This is a genomic window from Halogeometricum pallidum JCM 14848 (genome assembly GCF_000337095.1).
Lineage (GTDB): Archaea > Halobacteriota > Halobacteria > Halobacteriales > Haloferacaceae > Halogeometricum > Halogeometricum pallidum.
The window spans coordinates 73,560-87,184 of record NZ_AOIV01000006.1; the positions used below are offsets into that span (position 1 = coordinate 73,560).

Consider the following 13,625-nt stretch of genomic DNA (forward strand, 5'->3'; position numbering starts at 1 on the left):
CGCTATTCTACGCTCGCTCCGTTCGCGATAGAATAGCGGACCCGACGGGATTTGAACCCGCGACATCTTGGTCCGGAACCAAGCACTCTGTCCACTGAGCTACGGGCCCTCGAACTGACCTACCGGCCGCCGGCGTATAACGATTGTGAACCGTTCGAACGGTCCCGACGCGCCGCGGAACGCCGTCCCCTCAGAGCGTCCACCGCACGGCGTGCAGTTCGTCGTCGTCGGTCCCGCTCTGTCCGACGACGACGCCGCCGGCGTTCACGGCCGAGGCCCGACTCCGGCCGGTCCCGTTCGGGCGGAGCGTCCCGAGGTCGCTCAGCCGACCGTCGGCCCAGTAGAACGCGTGGCCGACGCCCGCGTCGACTTGGCTCTCGCCGACGACGACGTCGCAGTCGACGCCGTACGCGTCGCTGTAGCCCGAGTTGTCGGCGCGGAACGTCCCGAGTTCGACGGGTTCGCCGTCGGTCCACATTGTCGCCGTCCGCGTCGCGAAGTCGCTCGACCACAGGCTTCGACCGACGACCGTCGTCGGGGTGGCGCCGAACGCGGCGCTGGCGTCGTCGCCGTCGAGCGTTCCGAGGTCGACCATCCCCTCCCGTTCGGTCCACCGGAAGGCGTGGACGGGACCGTCGTTCGTCTCGCTGTACCCGACGACGCTTCCGTCGTCGACCGCCGCCGTGGCGACGCTCCGGCCCCCGCCGTCCGAGCGGAGCGTTCCGAGGCCGTGCATCCCCTCCTTCTCGGTCCAGCGGAACGCGCGGACGACGTTGTCCTCTGCGCTGGCGTGTCCGACGACGGTCCCGCGATTATTGATGTCGTGCGCGCGGCTGTTCGCCGGTCCGCCCTCGAGCGACCCGAGGGATTCGACCGTCTCTTCGTCGACCCAGCGCACCGCCCGCCACTCCCAGTCGGCGTCCTGTGCGCTCCCGACGACGGTGCCGCGGGCGTCGACGGCGGTCGCCTCGCTGTTGCCCCGCCCGTCCGAACGGAGCGTCGGCAGGGGGGCGGGCGTCGGCGCCTCGTCCGGGTCGAGGTTCGCGTCGGCCGCCCAACGGACCGCCCGCGTGAACACCGCCGCGTCGACCTGAACTTCGCTCGACCCGACGACGGTGCCGCGTTCGTTCAGGTCCGCCGCATCGCTGACCGTCCCGCCTTCCAGCGTTCCGAGGTCTACGAGGTCCACCGTGACTCCTGTGCCGCTTTCGGGACGCCGTTCGGACCGTCCGACCGACCCGGCCGGCGTTCGACTCCTCGACGTAGATCTCCGCTCATCCCCCTACCCGACTCCGCACGCCCACATAATGGTTGATATTCTCACACAATGACGACGTTCTCGTATCAACTGAAAAAGAGCTTTTCGCAAGTGGAGAGTTCTCGTGAAGGAGTACGTATATGCCTCAACACTCTCGCAGGGATGCGGACGGTTCACGCCCGAAGACGAACGATTCGCATCCGGTTTCCAGGCGGAACTACCTCCGGGCGGTGGGGGCTGTCGGCGTCGCGGGACTCGGCGTCCGCGCCGGTAGCGCTGGGGCGGCCGCGGCGAGTCCGTGGACGGTCGTCGCCATCCCGGACACGCAGAAGTACGCGGAGAGTTCGTCGCTCATCTCCCGGGCGCACGCACAGACGGACTGGATTCGCGCGAACAGGAGCGCGGAGAACATCGCCTTCGTCAGCCACGAGGGCGACCTGGTCGAACACGGCAGCAGCACGACCGAGTGGCAGCGGATGGACGCCGTGATGGACAAACTCGACGGGGTGGTGCCGTACGGGACGACCATCGGAAACCACGACTACGCGACCACCAGCAACCGGTCGTCCAGCCTCGCGAACTACGTCAAGTACTTCGGGAAGTCGCGCTACTCGGGGAAGAGCTGGTATCTCGGCGCCGGACCGGGCGAGCGGGCGCACTACCAGCGGTTCTCGGCGGGCGGGTACACCTTCCTACACGTGAACTTGGAGTGGGGCGTCCCCGGCACCGTCTCGGACTCGGGGACGGTGATGGGGTGGGCCGACGACGTGCTCTCGAAGTACGCGACGACGCCGACCATCGTCACCACGCACTCGTACCTCTGGGACAAATCCGGCGTCGAGGGGCACGCCGGACAGCGGAGCGGAGCCAACTCCGGCTTGGACATCTATCGAAACCTCGTTCGGCGGCACCCGCAGGTGTTCATGGTGCTCGGCGGACACTTCCACTACACCGACGGGCAGTGGAAACAGACCTCGACGAATACCGCCGGGACGGCGATATACGAGATGCTCGCGGACTACCAACACTACGCCAACGGCGGCGACGGTTGGATGCGACTGATCAAGTTCATCCCCGACGGCGGGTCCGGGTCGCTGGACCGCGTCTCGGTGCGGACGTACTCGCCGAGTCGCAAGCAGTACAAGACCGACGGGCGGAGCCAGTTCTCCTTCGATTTCAGCTTCGCCAGTCGGTTCGGGCAGCCGTCGTCCGGTTCGGGGTCCACGGGCGGAACCACCGGCACCGCGACGTTCCAGCAGGGGTCCGGCGGCTACGCGGGGACGCAGGACACCTACCTCCGGGAGTCCTCCCCGACCACCGGGTACGGCTCCGCGACGACGCTCGTAGTCGACACTGACGAACCGTCGAAATCGGGGCGCAAGACCCACGGCCTGTTGCGCTTCGACGGCATCGTCGGGACCGGGACCGGTCAGATTCCGACGGGCGCGACAGTCACGTCCGCGACCCTGTCGCTCCGGACGGTCGACCCGGGCAACGGGGCGTCGCTCCACCGGATGCGGACGACGTGGAGCGAGTCGTCGACGTGGTCGTCGCTCGGTAGCGGCGTGCAGACGAACGACGCGGAGGCCGCCGCGACCGCCGACGCGAAGACGGGGGCGACCAGCACCGGCACCACGACCGTCGACGTGACGAAGAGCGTTCAGGCGTGGGTCGGCGGCGCGGCCAACCTCGGTTGGGCGTTCATCCCCCTGAGCGGCGGTAACGGCTGGGACTTCTACTCCTCGGAGGGGTCGACGCCGCCGAAACTCACCGTCACCTATCAACGTCCGTGATGCCGACTGAAACGGGGGAGAAACCGAACCGCGGTGCGACACCCGCGGGCCGACGCTCGTTCGTCACTCCGCGGCGGCGTCGCTGCGGTCGATGACGGACTGCTTCCACGTCCCGCGGGTGAACCACGCGGCGGCCGCGACGGCGCCGAGAATCTGCCCGACGGCCATCCCGATCCAGATGCCCGTCTCGCCGAAGTCCCGGACGAAAGAGAGGTAGTAGACGATGGGGACGCGGCCGACCCAGAGGGCGAACAGCGAGAACGCCAGCGCGGTCTTCGTGTTGCCCGCGCCGCGGTAGGCGCCGAGGACGGTCTGGAGGACGCCGATGAAGCCGAACTCGAAGGCACGGATGCGGACGTACTCCGCGCCGAGTTCGATGGTTCTCGCCGCCGACTCGGTGCCGGTGCCGATGAAGACGCCGACGATGGGCTCGGCGAAGACGTAGGCGACGACGCCGATAGCGAGCATGACGGCGGCGCCGACTTTCGCGGCCAACCAGACGGCCCGTTCGGCCCGGTCGGGTTTGGCCGCGCCGAGGTTCTGCCCCACGATGGTGTCCGTCGCGCGACCCAACCCGAGAGCGGGGAGGAAGACGAGCGTGGTGAGGCGGTTGCCGAGGCCGTAGGCGGCGACCACCTCGGGGGCGAACGTGACGACCATCGCGGTCAGGGTGATGAACCCGAGCGCGCTGGCGGACTGTTCGAGGGCGCTGGGGACGCCGAGGCGGACGATTTTCTCGATGTACTCGCGTTGGGGGACGAAATCGCCCATCGAGATGTCCGGTCCGGCGTCGGTCCAGAAGATGACGTACAGGCCGATGACGGTCGCCACCAGACGCGAGAGCACCGTCGCCACGGCGGCGCCCGTCACCCCGTAGCCCGCGAAGCCGGTGACGGCGAACAGCGAGGCTTCGAGACCGGGAACCCCGAGCATCCCGAACAGGGGGTTGTTCTGAAAGCCGAAGATGAAGACGGGGTCGACGACGACGTTGATGGCGACGCTGATGAACATCACGACCATTGGCGCGCGCGTGTTCCCGTACCCCCGCATGAGCGAGGAGAACACGAAGAAGCCGAACAGGAAGGGGAGACCGAGAAAGAACACCCGCATGTAGTCCCCGGCCAGCGGGATGACCTGCCCGGCCGTCGCGGCGGAACTCGGGAGGACGCCGAGCATCAGGTCCGTCGCGAAGAACCCGAGGAGGCCGACGGCGACGGCGATGGCGATGATGAACGAGAACGTCTGCCCGGCGACGGTGCCGGCGGAGCCCTCCCGCTTCGCGCCGGTGTACTGCGCGACGAGGATGGTGCCCGCGACGGTGAAGCCGCCGCCGATGGAGATGAGCAGGAAGATGAGGGGGAAGGCGAGGCTGATGGCGGCGACGGCGTCCGTCGAGAGGCGGCCGAGCCAGATGGTGTCGGCGAGGTTGTAGGCGACCTGCAGCAACTCGGTGACGATGATGGGCCACGCGAGCGCGAACATCGGTCGCTTCAGGTCGCCCTCGGTGAGCGACCCACCTTCGGGCAATGTTGGAGGCACTGAACGTGTAGCACAACGTAACTTCTTGTTAACCCGTCGAAACGGGAACGGACGGCCGGATGTTTCGAACCGAAATACCCTCCTCGCGCGTCGACCGCTCCGCGCCGAGGCGGCCGAAAACCGGCGGCTCGGAGCGTAACTCGCGGAAATACGGATGAGCGGCGTTAGAAGCGGTACGTCTCGTCAACCGGCGGAGACCGAACGGAGTCTCGGAACACCTCCGAGGGGGCACTGCACCGCGAGAACGAGTGTACGCGTGGGAACCGAGTCTCAGGGCGCTTCGCCGGTTTCGAGCGTGAGGTCCGACTTCGGGTAGGCGACGCAGGTGAGCGTGTAGCCCTCGCCGAGTTCGCCGTCGTCGAGCATCTGCTGGTCGTCGTGGACGACGTAGTCCTCGGAGTTGCCGCCGGAGGTGACCTGCCCGGCGCAGGAGACGCACTGGCCCTGCCGGCAGGCGTACGGCAGGTCCCAGCCCTCGTCCTCGCCGGCCTCCAGGAGCGTCTCGTTGTTGGCGACTTCGACGGTGCTTCCCTGCTTTGCGTACTCCACCTCGAAGTACTCGACTTCGTCCTCGGGGATGTCGGCGGGACTCGTCGACTCCTCCTCGGCCTCGCCTTCGAGTTCCCCGCCCTCTTCGCCGCCGCCGACGGCGCCAGCGGCGACGCCGCCGCCGCCGATAGAGCGGTTCATCGGTTCGGGGAAGTCCGTCTCGGGGACGGTGCTCGCCCGGCGTTCGAGGACGTCCTGCGAGATGTCCGCGCTGGGCGTCCACGCCGTCCCGCGCGAGAAGTGCAGGGCGACGGCGAGGAGCGTCAGGGTCACGCCGAGACCCAGCCCCAAGAGACTGATTTCGACCATGTCGGCGGCTACGGAGTCATGGGTTAAGGGGATTTTGATTGTCCTCACCCGGACGGTCCGCGGGCGTTCGACACTTAGACTGCGGCGAGGTGTGACGACTCGGAGACGCGACCGGCGGGTCAGAAGCCGCCGGTGGTGAGCGTCTCGAAGAACCCGGGGGCGGAGGTGGCCGAGAGGAAGATGGCCAACACCACGAGAACCAGGTTCGCCGCCGTCAGCGCGAGGCTATTGGTCTCCTCGCCCATCGTCTCGGAGTCGTTGAGCGCCCAGAAGAGGAAGATGACCGTCACCGGTAGCCCGACGATACCGTTGTACGCCGGGAACAGTAGTATCATGTCGACGACGCTCAGCCCGAAGAATATCGTGACGAGCGGAGACAGACAGCCGATTCCCGTCCCGATAGCGTAGATGATCTTGAAGTCGCGGCTCCCGCTGTCGACGTCCTTCCCGCGGGCGTTCTGGATCATGTACGCGGGCGCCCACATGATGGGAATGATGCTGTTGAACGCGGCCGCGACGGCGCCGAGCAGGAAGAGCGTCATCGCCCACTGCCCGAGCACGTCGGCGAGCGCGCGACCGGGGGTGATGAACGTCTCCAGCGACGTGTAGCCGGCCGGTCGGAGGACCGCCGCGGCGGCGATGAGGATGGCGACGGTGGTGACGGCGCCGACGGTGTAGCCGATTCCGAGGTCGCGCCGCATCGTCGAGACGTCGGCCTTCTCGGTCCAACCCTTCTCCGAGACGAGGTTGGATTCGAGGAAGAAGTTCGGCCACAGTGCCGTCGTGCCGACGATACCGGCGGCGAACGTCAGCGCACCCGCCTGACCGAGGATGTCGACTCCGGGGACGAAGCCGGAGGCGAGAGCCCCGAGGTCGGGTTGACTCGCGCCGGCGACGACGAGGTAGATGACGAGGAGGCCGAGCATCATCGCCGTCATGACGCGCTCGATGCCCTCGTAGTTGAGAATACCCGTGACGATGGCCGCGAGACCCGTGAGGACGGCCAGCGGCATCCAGCCGACGGCGCCGCCGATGAGAATGGAGATGCCCTTCCCGACGGCGGCGGTGAGTTCGAGCGCCCACGCCACGCACCCGACCGACAACAGCACCGAGACGACGAGCGCCCCGGTCTGTCCGAGTTTCGCCCGGATGAACGACATCAGCGACTCGCCGAAGATGCCGAGCCGAGCGCTCATGTCCTGTCCCATGAACCCCAGCAGGGCCGCCCCGACGACGGCCCACGCGAGGGTGTAGCCGTACCGGACGCCGGCCGAGGAGGCGATGAAGACTGACCCGGAACCGAAGTAGCTCGCCACCATGACGAACGCGAGCCCGTACTCTTGGAAGAACCCGCTCACGGTGTCTCGCAGTCCGCTCTGTGACGTCGCTGCCATCTCAGCTTCCCCGTCGCTTCCGCGCCGTTCCTCGTCGGTGTTCGATTCGGCGTCCGCCCCACCGTGACCCTCGATGGAGCGACGCTCGGCGGAACCGACGCTCAGCGCTACGACTGACTAATTGCATATATTCCCGCGAAATCACTACAAAATATAGTGTCTCTTGAGAGGGTTAAATCCACGGGCCGAGAGGCGTGCGAGTGACTTACAGCCGCTCTCGGCCGTTCGAGTCGGTCGGCCGCCGCCCTTTCCCGGTGCACGGTCCAACGCCGTTCCCCGATGGTTGCCTCGCTCGCGCTTCCGATACTCGCCTCGCTCGCCGCCGTCGCCTTCCTGGCGGGCGTCGGGAACACCGGTATCGGCGTCGGCGGCGTCTTCGTCACCGCTGCGCTCTACGTGTTCACCGATCTGCCCTCCGAGACCGTCGCCGGGACCGCGCTCGCGACGTTCGCGGCGACCGGTGCGCTCGGAAGTTACTCGTACGTCCGGTCGGGCGAACTGCGGGGCGAGGGGGGTCTCCTCGCGGTGCTCCTCGGCGTCGGCAGCGGCGTCGGCGTCCTCGGCGGCGTCCTGCTCAACGACCTCCTTCCGACCGCGACGGTCGAGACGCTGTTCGGCGCGGCCGTCACAGTCGTCGGGGCGGTCGTCGCTTACCGCGAACTGGAGGGGCTCCGACCGGTCGCCGAGTTGGACCCGGACGCGACGACCGGCCGGGCCTCGTTCGTCGTCATCGGCGCCGGCGTCGGCCTCGTCAGCGGCCTCCTCGGCATCGGCGGCCTCGCGGCCGTCGTGCCCGCCCTCGTGCTGCTGGGCGTCCCCCTGCTCGTCGCCATCGGCGTCGGACAGGTCGTCTCGGGACTGCTCTCGCTGGTCGGCGCGGCCGGGTTCGCGCTCCGCGGCGCCGTCGAACCCGCACTCGTCCTCGTCGGCGGCGTCCCGGAACTCGCGGGTGCCGTCGTCGGGTGGCGCGTCGCCCACGTTCTCCCGGAGCGTCCGCTCTCGCTGGCTCTCTCGGTCGCCCTCGTCCTGTCCGGGGCGTACGTGCTCCTCGGGTGAGCGCTCGCGTTCGCCGGCGGCGCTCCGTCGGGGCGGATGCGGCGCCGAGTGCATCCATCCGATAGATTCTCGTGGGATGGAGAGCGACGGTCGAACGAACGATGAAACTCCTCTCGTGGATGCGCTCCGTTCGGAGCGCGCGTTCCGCGGTCGGGCGACACGTCCGAACGCGCCTCCGGGCGCGAACCGTCGACTCCCCCCACCGACTCTCGCGGACCGGGCTCCCGCCGAAACCGTACGACGGGACCGACGCCACCGTGAGCGGCCTCCCGAACGGGGACGACACCGAAGAGGAGTGACCGAGGCGGCGCGCGGTCAGGCCATCAGGTACGCCCCGAGGACGACGAGCACGCCGCCGAGCGCGATTTTCAGCGTCCGCGGCTCGGTCCGCCGGGCGACGCCCCACCCCACGACGATACCCGCGAGTTCGGGCACGGCGATGAGCGCCACCAGCGGGACGGACACCGCGCCGTCGAGGAGGTACGCGGCCGTCGCCGGACCGGCGACGAACACCGACTGCACCTGCGCGGCGGCCACCGCCGGCAGCAGGGGGACGCCGAGCGCTATCAGCAGCGGAACGGCCAACACCGGGCCGCCGACGCCGAGCAGTCCGCCGGGAACGCCGACGGCGAACCCGACGGCGCCGACCGCGAGCGTCCCCGACCGGGTGGTGGGGTCGACGAACGACCGACCGACGCCGTAGCGCTCGCGGTACCAGGTCAGCAGGCCCGCGAAGACGACGAACGCGCCGAGCAGGAAGGAGAACTCGGAGGCGGAGACGAGCGCGTTGACGCGTTTGCCGACGAGGGCGCCGATTCCGCCCGGGAGGCTGAGCGCGACCGCCATCCGCTTTCCCGCCGCGGTCCGGAGTTCGCCCGACCGAACGTACACCGCGGTGCCGAGCAGACCCGCCGCGATGTTCGTCGCGCCGGCCGTCCCCGCCACGACGGCCGGGGACGCGGCCGTCAGCGCGAGGGCGATGGTGATGAAGACGCCGCCCGGTCCGATGGCCGTGATGCCGACGCCGGCGAGGAACCCGACGACGACGAATAACAGCGCCGCGGACGCGGCGAGACCGAAGAACACGTCCCCTCTCAAACGCTTCCCGCGGAAAGGCGTTCCTGATCTCCGTCGAGCGGTCGGTACCGACCGAACCGTTTTCTCCTCGCTCGCCGTCCCACCTCCATGGCGAAGATAGTCTACGACGACGGGTCGGACGTGGTCGAGTACGAGGCGGAGACCGTCGAGTACGATAAAAGCCGGCGCGCGTGGGCGATTCGACAGGAGGGGAAGCCGCCCGTCACCATCTACGTCCCCGAGACGCGCGTGTTCCGGGTGGAGAAGCGCGGCGGTAGGGGGTCGTAACGACGCGGAGGCGGCGCGAAGACGCGTCACCGTACCGCCGGCCCGCGGTCGACCGCTACTCCTCCCGAACGATTTCGTGCCGCCCGAATCCGTAGCGCAGGCGGTTCGCCAACCGACGCGAGAACCGCGCCTCGTCGCGGCTTCCGAACCGCTCGGCGAGCGCCTGGTAGATGAGCGGCACCGGGACCTCCTGTTCGAGCGCTTCCTGTACCGTCCAGGTGCCCGTCGACCCCCCGGAGACGTGGTCGGCCACGGTTCCGAGGTCGGTCCCCTCCTCTCGGAAGGCCTCCTCGCAGAGTTCCAGCAGCCACGAGCGGATGACCGCGCCGTTGTTCCACGTCTCGGCGACGGATTCGAGGTCGAGGTCGTAGCGGCCGTTCGCCAGCAACTCGAACCCCTCGCCGTACGCCTGCATGAGGGCGTACTCGACGCCGTTGTGCACCATCTTCACGTAGTGACCCGACCCGGCCGGTCCCATCCGGTCGTGGCCGTCGGGACCGGTCGCCACCGCGTCGAAGACGGGCGTCATCGCCTCGTAGGCCCACTCGGGGCCGCCGACCATGAGCGAGAAGCCGAGGTCGGCGCCCGCCGGCCCGCCGGAGGTGCCGCAGTCGAGGTAGGCCGCCTCGACCGTCTCCGCGCGGCGGACGGACGCCTCGAAGTGGGAGTTGCCGCCGTCGACGACCACGTCGTCGCCGTCGAGGTGGGGCGCGAGTTCGTCGAGCGTTGCGTCCACCGCGTCGCCCGCCGGCACCATGAGCCAGATTCGCTTCTCCTCGCCCAGTCGGTCCGCGACGTCTTCGAGGCTGTCGGCGGCCGTCGCCCCCGCCCCGGCCGCCGCGGCCGTCGCCTCCTCCGAGAGGTCGAACGCCACCACGTCGTGCCCGGCGTCGAGCACGCGGTTCACGACTATCTGTCCCATCCGACCGAGTCCGACGACGCCTATCTGCATGCGTGGGCGTCCACCCGCGGGGGAGGTAGTGGTTCCGATTCGACGGACGCCCCCGCTCTCGACGACCCCCGACGCGTCTATGTATCGCGCCACCGTACCACACGAACGATGCTCGACGAACTCCTCAGAACCGACGCACCGACCGCTGCACCGGACACGCCCGTCGCGGACGTCGCGGCGGCGATGCGCCGACGCGGCGACGACGCCGTCGTCGTCCTCGACGAGGACCGCCCCCGCGGCGTCGTCACCCCCGCGACGCTCGGTCGGGCCGTCGTCGCCGGCGACGACCTGAGCGAGGAACTCGTCGGCGAACTTTTGGAGGGAGACCCGGTGACGGTTCGGCGCGTCGCGACGCGCGCGGATCTCGTGACCCTCTTCGGTCGGGAGGGGGTCCGCGAGGCCGTCGTCGTCGACGACGCCGACCAGTACGTCGGCATCGTCACCTTCGACCACGTGCTGGCCGCCTACGCCCGGGAGTTCGACGCCCTCCTCGACCTGGTGGTGTGAGCGGACTCGCAGACGCGGCTGTTTTCACGCTCGTCCCCGAACCGCCGCTATGGACCCGAAAGTCAGGGAACACGCCGAGGTGCTCGTCGACTGGAGCGCCCGAATCGAGGCGGGCGACGACGTGGTCGTGAGCGTCGCCGAGGGGGCGCACGAACTCGCCGTCGCCGTCGCGGAGAAACTGGGCGAACGCGGCGCGAACGTCGTCACCACCTACGCCTCCGACGAAGTCTCCCGCGCCTACCTCCGCGCGCACGACCGGGCGTTCGAGACGGGCGAACACGAACTCGCCCTGTACGAGAACGCCGACTCCGTCCTCTTTCTCGGCGGCGGCCGCAACACCTTCGCCACCGCGGACGTGCCCGGCGAGACGCGGCAGGCCGCCGCGCGGGCCGCCGAACCCGTCCGCGAGGCGCGCATGGACACCGACTGGGTGTCGACGGTCCACCCGACGCGGTCGCTCGCCCAACAGGCGGGGATGTCCTACGAAGCGTACCGCGAGTTCGTCTACGACGCCGTCCTCCGCGACTGGGCGGAACTCGCCGAGGAGATGGCGCGGATGAAGGAGATTCTCGACGAGGGGTCGGAGGTCCGTCTGGTGAAGGGCGAGGACACCGACCTCCGGATGTCGATCGAGGGTCGCAGAGCGGTCAACTCCGCCGCCTCCGTCGCCTACGACTCGCACAACCTCCCCTCGGGCGAGGTGTTCACCGCCCCGTACGACCCCGAAGGAGCGGTGTGCTTCGACGTGCCGATGACCCTCTCGGGGACGCGCGTGCGGGACGTCCGCCTGACCTTCGAGGGCGGCGAAGTCGTCGATTTCTCGGCGGCGTCCGGCGAGGACGCGCTTTCGGACGTGCTCGACACCGACGAAGGGGCGCGCCGCCTCGGCGAACTCGGCATCGGGATGAACCGCGGCATCGACCGCTTCACCGACAGCGTCCTCTTCGACGAGAAGATGGGCGACACCGTCCACCTCGCGGTCGGCCGCGCCTACGACGCCTGTCTGCCCGAGGGGGAGGCGGGCAACGACTCGGCCGTCCACGTCGACATGATAACGGACGTGAGCGAGGACTCCCGCATCGAGGTGGACGGCGACGTCGTCCAGCGAAACGGCGTCTTCCCGTGGGAGGACGGATTCGAGGGCTGACGCTCGGACCGGCGTCCGTCGGGGAGGCGCCGCGTTACTCCTGCGCCCGAGCGACGTTGTGCATCCGTTTGCCGCATCGCGGGCACATCGTCGTCGGGTCCCCCGGCTCCGACCGGAAACTGCACCGCGTGCACTCGTACCACTGCGACCGGTCGAACGACTCGTTCATACGGATCGTACGCGCCCATCCTTGTTGAATGTTATCTAGTCTCACACTAGACGTTCACCCGGCCCACGAACCGAGGCTGAGACGGCGCAAGCGCTTTCGACGTACTTTTTACCGGCTGTCGTTTGAATCCACCCATGGCAGAATTCCAGGTTGTCGTCTCCGACCCCGACGCGGGTGACACCCACCAGTTCGAGGTCGACGGACAGGACGCGAACCGATTCCTCGGCCGAGACATCGGCGACGAAGTCGACGGCGGCGCCGTCGGCCTCGACGGCTTCACGCTCGAAATCACGGGCGGGTCCGACGAGGCGGGCCGCCCGATGCGCGCGAACATCGCCGGGTCGGACCTCAAGGAACTCCTCCTCGAGGGCGGCGTCGGCTACAAGCCCTCCCGCGACGGCGAGCGAAAGCGCGTTACCGTCCGCGGTCGGCAGGTCTCCGACGAGACGGCGCAGGTCAACGCCAAGGTTCTCGACGGCGGCGACGTGGCCGCGGCCCTCGGTGAGGGCGACGAGGACGAGGACGCGGACGCCGAAGACGACGACGAGTAACACCTCCGCCACCGTGTCGGAACGCGTCCCCAGCGACCACGACTCGGTGTCGTCCTACCGCGCGAAAATCGCGCGTAGCGGCGGCACTCGCCGTCCCTGCCTCCGTTTCCCCGACGAGGCGGCCGTCGAGGACGGCGACCTGATTCGACTCTCGCTCGGCGGCGACCTGTACCACGCCCGCGTCGACGCCGACAGTTCCGGCCGCCTCCTCCGCGGCGCCTACGACAACAAACGCCTCGCGCGGACGCCCGGCGAGGGCGAGAACCGCCTCGTCGAGTGGTGCGAGGAGACGGGCCGCGACCCCGGGTCGGCCGTCGAAGTCGACGAACTCGACGCGGGCTACTGTTACGGCATCCGCGAACCCGGCAAGCGCGTCGTCTACTCCGTTCCCGACCGGCCGAACGAGTCGTTAGCGGACATCGCCGAGACCCTCGGGCGCGACGAGTGAGGCGGGACCGGCCGGGAGCGGCGACGGCGAGCGACGGAGTTCAGGCGACTTTTACCGTTCCGCCGGCACTCTCACGGCATGAGCAAACTCGACGAGTTCCTCGCGGGCGACCGCCACGACGACGTGGCGCTGTTTCTGACGCACGAGTACCTCGACAGCGACGGTAAGCTCTCTCGTCTGGGCGAGGAAGTGGAGGACGGCTACGTCCTCGTCGTCGACGGCGACGACGGTCGAAGCGCGTTCGCCGCCGGTACCGGCATGGACCCCATGGAGTTCTCCCGCACGGCGATGGAGGAGACGGGGCACGTCGACCGCGACCTCGGCGGCGGCGAGTGCCCGGAGAGGGACGACGACGGAGACGAGGACGAAGACGGCGACCACCGCGCCGAGTTCATCTTCGCCTTCTCGGAGGCGCAAAACGAGGAAGTCGGCGGCCTCTACGCCCGCGGCGAGGTGGTCCACGCGTACGCCCACTGCGCCTGCGGCGCGAACTACTCGGACAAGTGGGTCGTTGGCGAGGAGACGGAGACCGGCGTGCAACCCGGCGACTCCGACCCCGCCCACGCGAACGAGTAGCCGCCGACGCGG

The 13,625-nt window shown here is 69.0% G+C and carries 16 protein-coding genes and 1 tRNA gene; 9 read left to right on the plus strand and 8 right to left on the minus strand.

The window, feature by feature from the left end; genetic code table 11:
* Positions 1-36 precede the first annotated feature (36 nt).
* Together C474_RS03155 and C474_RS03160 are read right to left on the minus strand one after the other, a co-directional pair.
* A tRNA-Arg gene (locus C474_RS03155) sits at positions 37-109 on the minus strand.
* Positions 110-190: 81 nt separating this feature from the next.
* Positions 191-1,189, minus strand: a complete 999-nt coding sequence (locus C474_RS03160; protein WP_008383886.1) for a DUF3466 family protein — start codon at positions 1,187-1,189, stop codon at positions 191-193.
* Positions 1,190-1,398: 209 nt separating this feature from the next.
* Between C474_RS03160 and C474_RS03165 the strand changes: the two genes are divergently transcribed.
* Positions 1,399-3,051 (plus strand): DNRLRE domain-containing protein, encoded by a 1,653-nt coding sequence (locus C474_RS03165; RefSeq protein WP_083861939.1) that lies wholly within the window; start codon positions 1,399-1,401, stop codon positions 3,049-3,051.
* 63 nt (positions 3,052-3,114) lie between these two features.
* On the opposite strand, the gene C474_RS03170 is transcribed toward C474_RS03165, so the two are convergent.
* The 3 genes from C474_RS03170 to C474_RS03180 form a co-directional block, all read right to left on the minus strand.
* Positions 3,115-4,533: an MATE family efflux transporter gene (locus C474_RS03170; RefSeq protein WP_049916698.1), complete on the minus strand. Its 1,419-nt coding sequence runs from the start codon at positions 4,531-4,533 to the stop codon at positions 3,115-3,117.
* 327 nt (positions 4,534-4,860) lie between these two features.
* Complete coding sequence (locus C474_RS03175) at positions 4,861-5,448, minus strand: 2Fe-2S iron-sulfur cluster-binding protein (RefSeq protein WP_008383889.1); 588 nt, start codon at positions 5,446-5,448, stop codon at positions 4,861-4,863.
* 119 nt (positions 5,449-5,567) lie between these two features.
* Entirely contained in the window at positions 5,568-6,842 is a 1,275-nt protein-coding gene (locus tag C474_RS03180; protein WP_008383890.1) for an NRAMP family divalent metal transporter, read from the minus strand.
* 279 nt (positions 6,843-7,121) lie between these two features.
* Here C474_RS03180 and C474_RS03185 point away from each other — a divergent pair, with 279 nt between their 5' ends.
* Positions 7,122-7,898: a sulfite exporter TauE/SafE family protein gene (locus tag C474_RS03185; protein ID WP_008383891.1), complete on the plus strand. Its 777-nt coding sequence runs from the start codon at positions 7,122-7,124 to the stop codon at positions 7,896-7,898.
* 101 nt (positions 7,899-7,999) lie between these two features.
* Positions 8,000-8,197, plus strand: coding sequence for a hypothetical protein (locus C474_RS03190; RefSeq protein ID WP_008383892.1), 198 nt, complete (start codon positions 8,000-8,002; stop codon positions 8,195-8,197).
* A 16-nt stretch (positions 8,198-8,213) separates the two neighbouring features.
* Here the strand turns inward: C474_RS03190 and C474_RS03195 are convergent, their stop codons facing one another.
* Positions 8,214-8,984: a sulfite exporter TauE/SafE family protein gene (locus C474_RS03195; RefSeq protein ID WP_008383893.1), complete on the minus strand. Its 771-nt coding sequence runs from the start codon at positions 8,982-8,984 to the stop codon at positions 8,214-8,216.
* Between the two features lie 99 nt (positions 8,985-9,083).
* Between C474_RS03195 and C474_RS03200 the strand changes: the two genes are divergently transcribed.
* Positions 9,084-9,263 (plus strand): hypothetical protein, encoded by a 180-nt coding sequence (locus tag C474_RS03200; protein WP_008383894.1) that lies wholly within the window; start codon positions 9,084-9,086, stop codon positions 9,261-9,263.
* Between the two features lie 55 nt (positions 9,264-9,318).
* Here C474_RS03200 and gnd read toward each other — a convergent pair whose 3' ends face one another.
* The gene (gene gnd, locus C474_RS03205; protein ID WP_008383895.1) at positions 9,319-10,215 is read right to left on the minus strand and encodes a phosphogluconate dehydrogenase (NAD(+)-dependent, decarboxylating); all 897 of its coding nucleotides are present in this window, start codon (positions 10,213-10,215) and stop codon (positions 9,319-9,321) included.
* A 108-nt stretch (positions 10,216-10,323) separates the two neighbouring features.
* On the opposite strand from gnd, the gene C474_RS03210 reads away from it, so the two are divergent.
* Entirely contained in the window at positions 10,324-10,722 is a 399-nt protein-coding gene (locus tag C474_RS03210) for a CBS domain-containing protein (RefSeq protein WP_008383896.1), read from the plus strand.
* Between the two features lie 49 nt (positions 10,723-10,771).
* Complete coding sequence (locus tag C474_RS03215; RefSeq protein ID WP_008383897.1) at positions 10,772-11,869, plus strand: aminopeptidase; 1,098 nt, start codon at positions 10,772-10,774, stop codon at positions 11,867-11,869.
* A gap of 34 nt (positions 11,870-11,903) precedes the next feature.
* On the opposite strand, the gene C474_RS21940 is transcribed toward C474_RS03215, so the two are convergent.
* Complete coding sequence (locus C474_RS21940; protein WP_008383898.1) at positions 11,904-12,038, minus strand: rubrerythrin-like domain-containing protein; 135 nt, start codon at positions 12,036-12,038, stop codon at positions 11,904-11,906.
* A 134-nt stretch (positions 12,039-12,172) separates the two neighbouring features.
* Here C474_RS21940 and C474_RS03220 point away from each other — a divergent pair, with 134 nt between their 5' ends.
* From C474_RS03220 to C474_RS03230, 3 genes are all read left to right on the plus strand, one after another.
* The gene (locus tag C474_RS03220; RefSeq protein ID WP_008383899.1) at positions 12,173-12,589 is read left to right on the plus strand and encodes a 30S ribosomal protein S6e; all 417 of its coding nucleotides are present in this window, start codon (positions 12,173-12,175) and stop codon (positions 12,587-12,589) included.
* Between the two features lie 13 nt (positions 12,590-12,602).
* Positions 12,603-13,037 carry a DUF7112 family protein gene (locus C474_RS03225; RefSeq protein ID WP_008383901.1) on the plus strand — a complete coding sequence of 145 codons (435 nt, stop codon included), beginning with the start codon at positions 12,603-12,605 and terminating at the stop codon, positions 13,035-13,037.
* Between the two features lie 78 nt (positions 13,038-13,115).
* On the plus strand, positions 13,116-13,613 hold the full coding sequence (locus C474_RS03230) for a DUF5807 family protein (protein ID WP_008383903.1): 498 nt from the start codon (positions 13,116-13,118) through the stop codon (positions 13,611-13,613).
* Positions 13,614-13,625 lie beyond the last annotated feature (12 nt).

Excerpts from the sequence above, each read along its gene's own strand:
- C474_RS03165 (WP_083861939.1), top strand. The coding sequence starts at position 1,399 with ATGCCTCAACACTCTCGCAGGGATGCGGACGGTTCACGCCCGAAGACG.
- C474_RS03170 (WP_049916698.1), bottom strand. The coding sequence starts at position 4,533 with ATGTTCGCGCTCGCGTGGCCCATCATCGTCACCGAGTTGCTGCAGGTC.
- C474_RS03175 (WP_008383889.1), bottom strand. The coding sequence starts at position 5,448 with ATGGTCGAAATCAGTCTCTTGGGGCTGGGTCTCGGCGTGACCCTGACG.
- C474_RS03180 (WP_008383890.1), bottom strand. The coding sequence starts at position 6,842 with ATGGCAGCGACGTCACAGAGCGGACTGCGAGACACCGTGAGCGGGTTC.
- C474_RS03185 (WP_008383891.1), top strand. The coding sequence starts at position 7,122 with ATGGTTGCCTCGCTCGCGCTTCCGATACTCGCCTCGCTCGCCGCCGTC.
- C474_RS03190 (WP_008383892.1), top strand. The coding sequence starts at position 8,000 with ATGAAACTCCTCTCGTGGATGCGCTCCGTTCGGAGCGCGCGTTCCGCG.
- C474_RS03200 (WP_008383894.1), top strand. The coding sequence starts at position 9,084 with ATGGCGAAGATAGTCTACGACGACGGGTCGGACGTGGTCGAGTACGAG.
- gnd (WP_008383895.1), bottom strand. The coding sequence starts at position 10,215 with ATGCAGATAGGCGTCGTCGGACTCGGTCGGATGGGACAGATAGTCGTG.
- C474_RS03210 (WP_008383896.1), top strand. The coding sequence starts at position 10,324 with ATGCTCGACGAACTCCTCAGAACCGACGCACCGACCGCTGCACCGGAC.
- C474_RS03215 (WP_008383897.1), top strand. The coding sequence starts at position 10,772 with ATGGACCCGAAAGTCAGGGAACACGCCGAGGTGCTCGTCGACTGGAGC.
- C474_RS21940 (WP_008383898.1), bottom strand. The coding sequence starts at position 12,038 with ATGAACGAGTCGTTCGACCGGTCGCAGTGGTACGAGTGCACGCGGTGC.
- C474_RS03220 (WP_008383899.1), top strand. The coding sequence starts at position 12,173 with ATGGCAGAATTCCAGGTTGTCGTCTCCGACCCCGACGCGGGTGACACC.
- C474_RS03230 (WP_008383903.1), top strand. The coding sequence starts at position 13,116 with ATGAGCAAACTCGACGAGTTCCTCGCGGGCGACCGCCACGACGACGTG.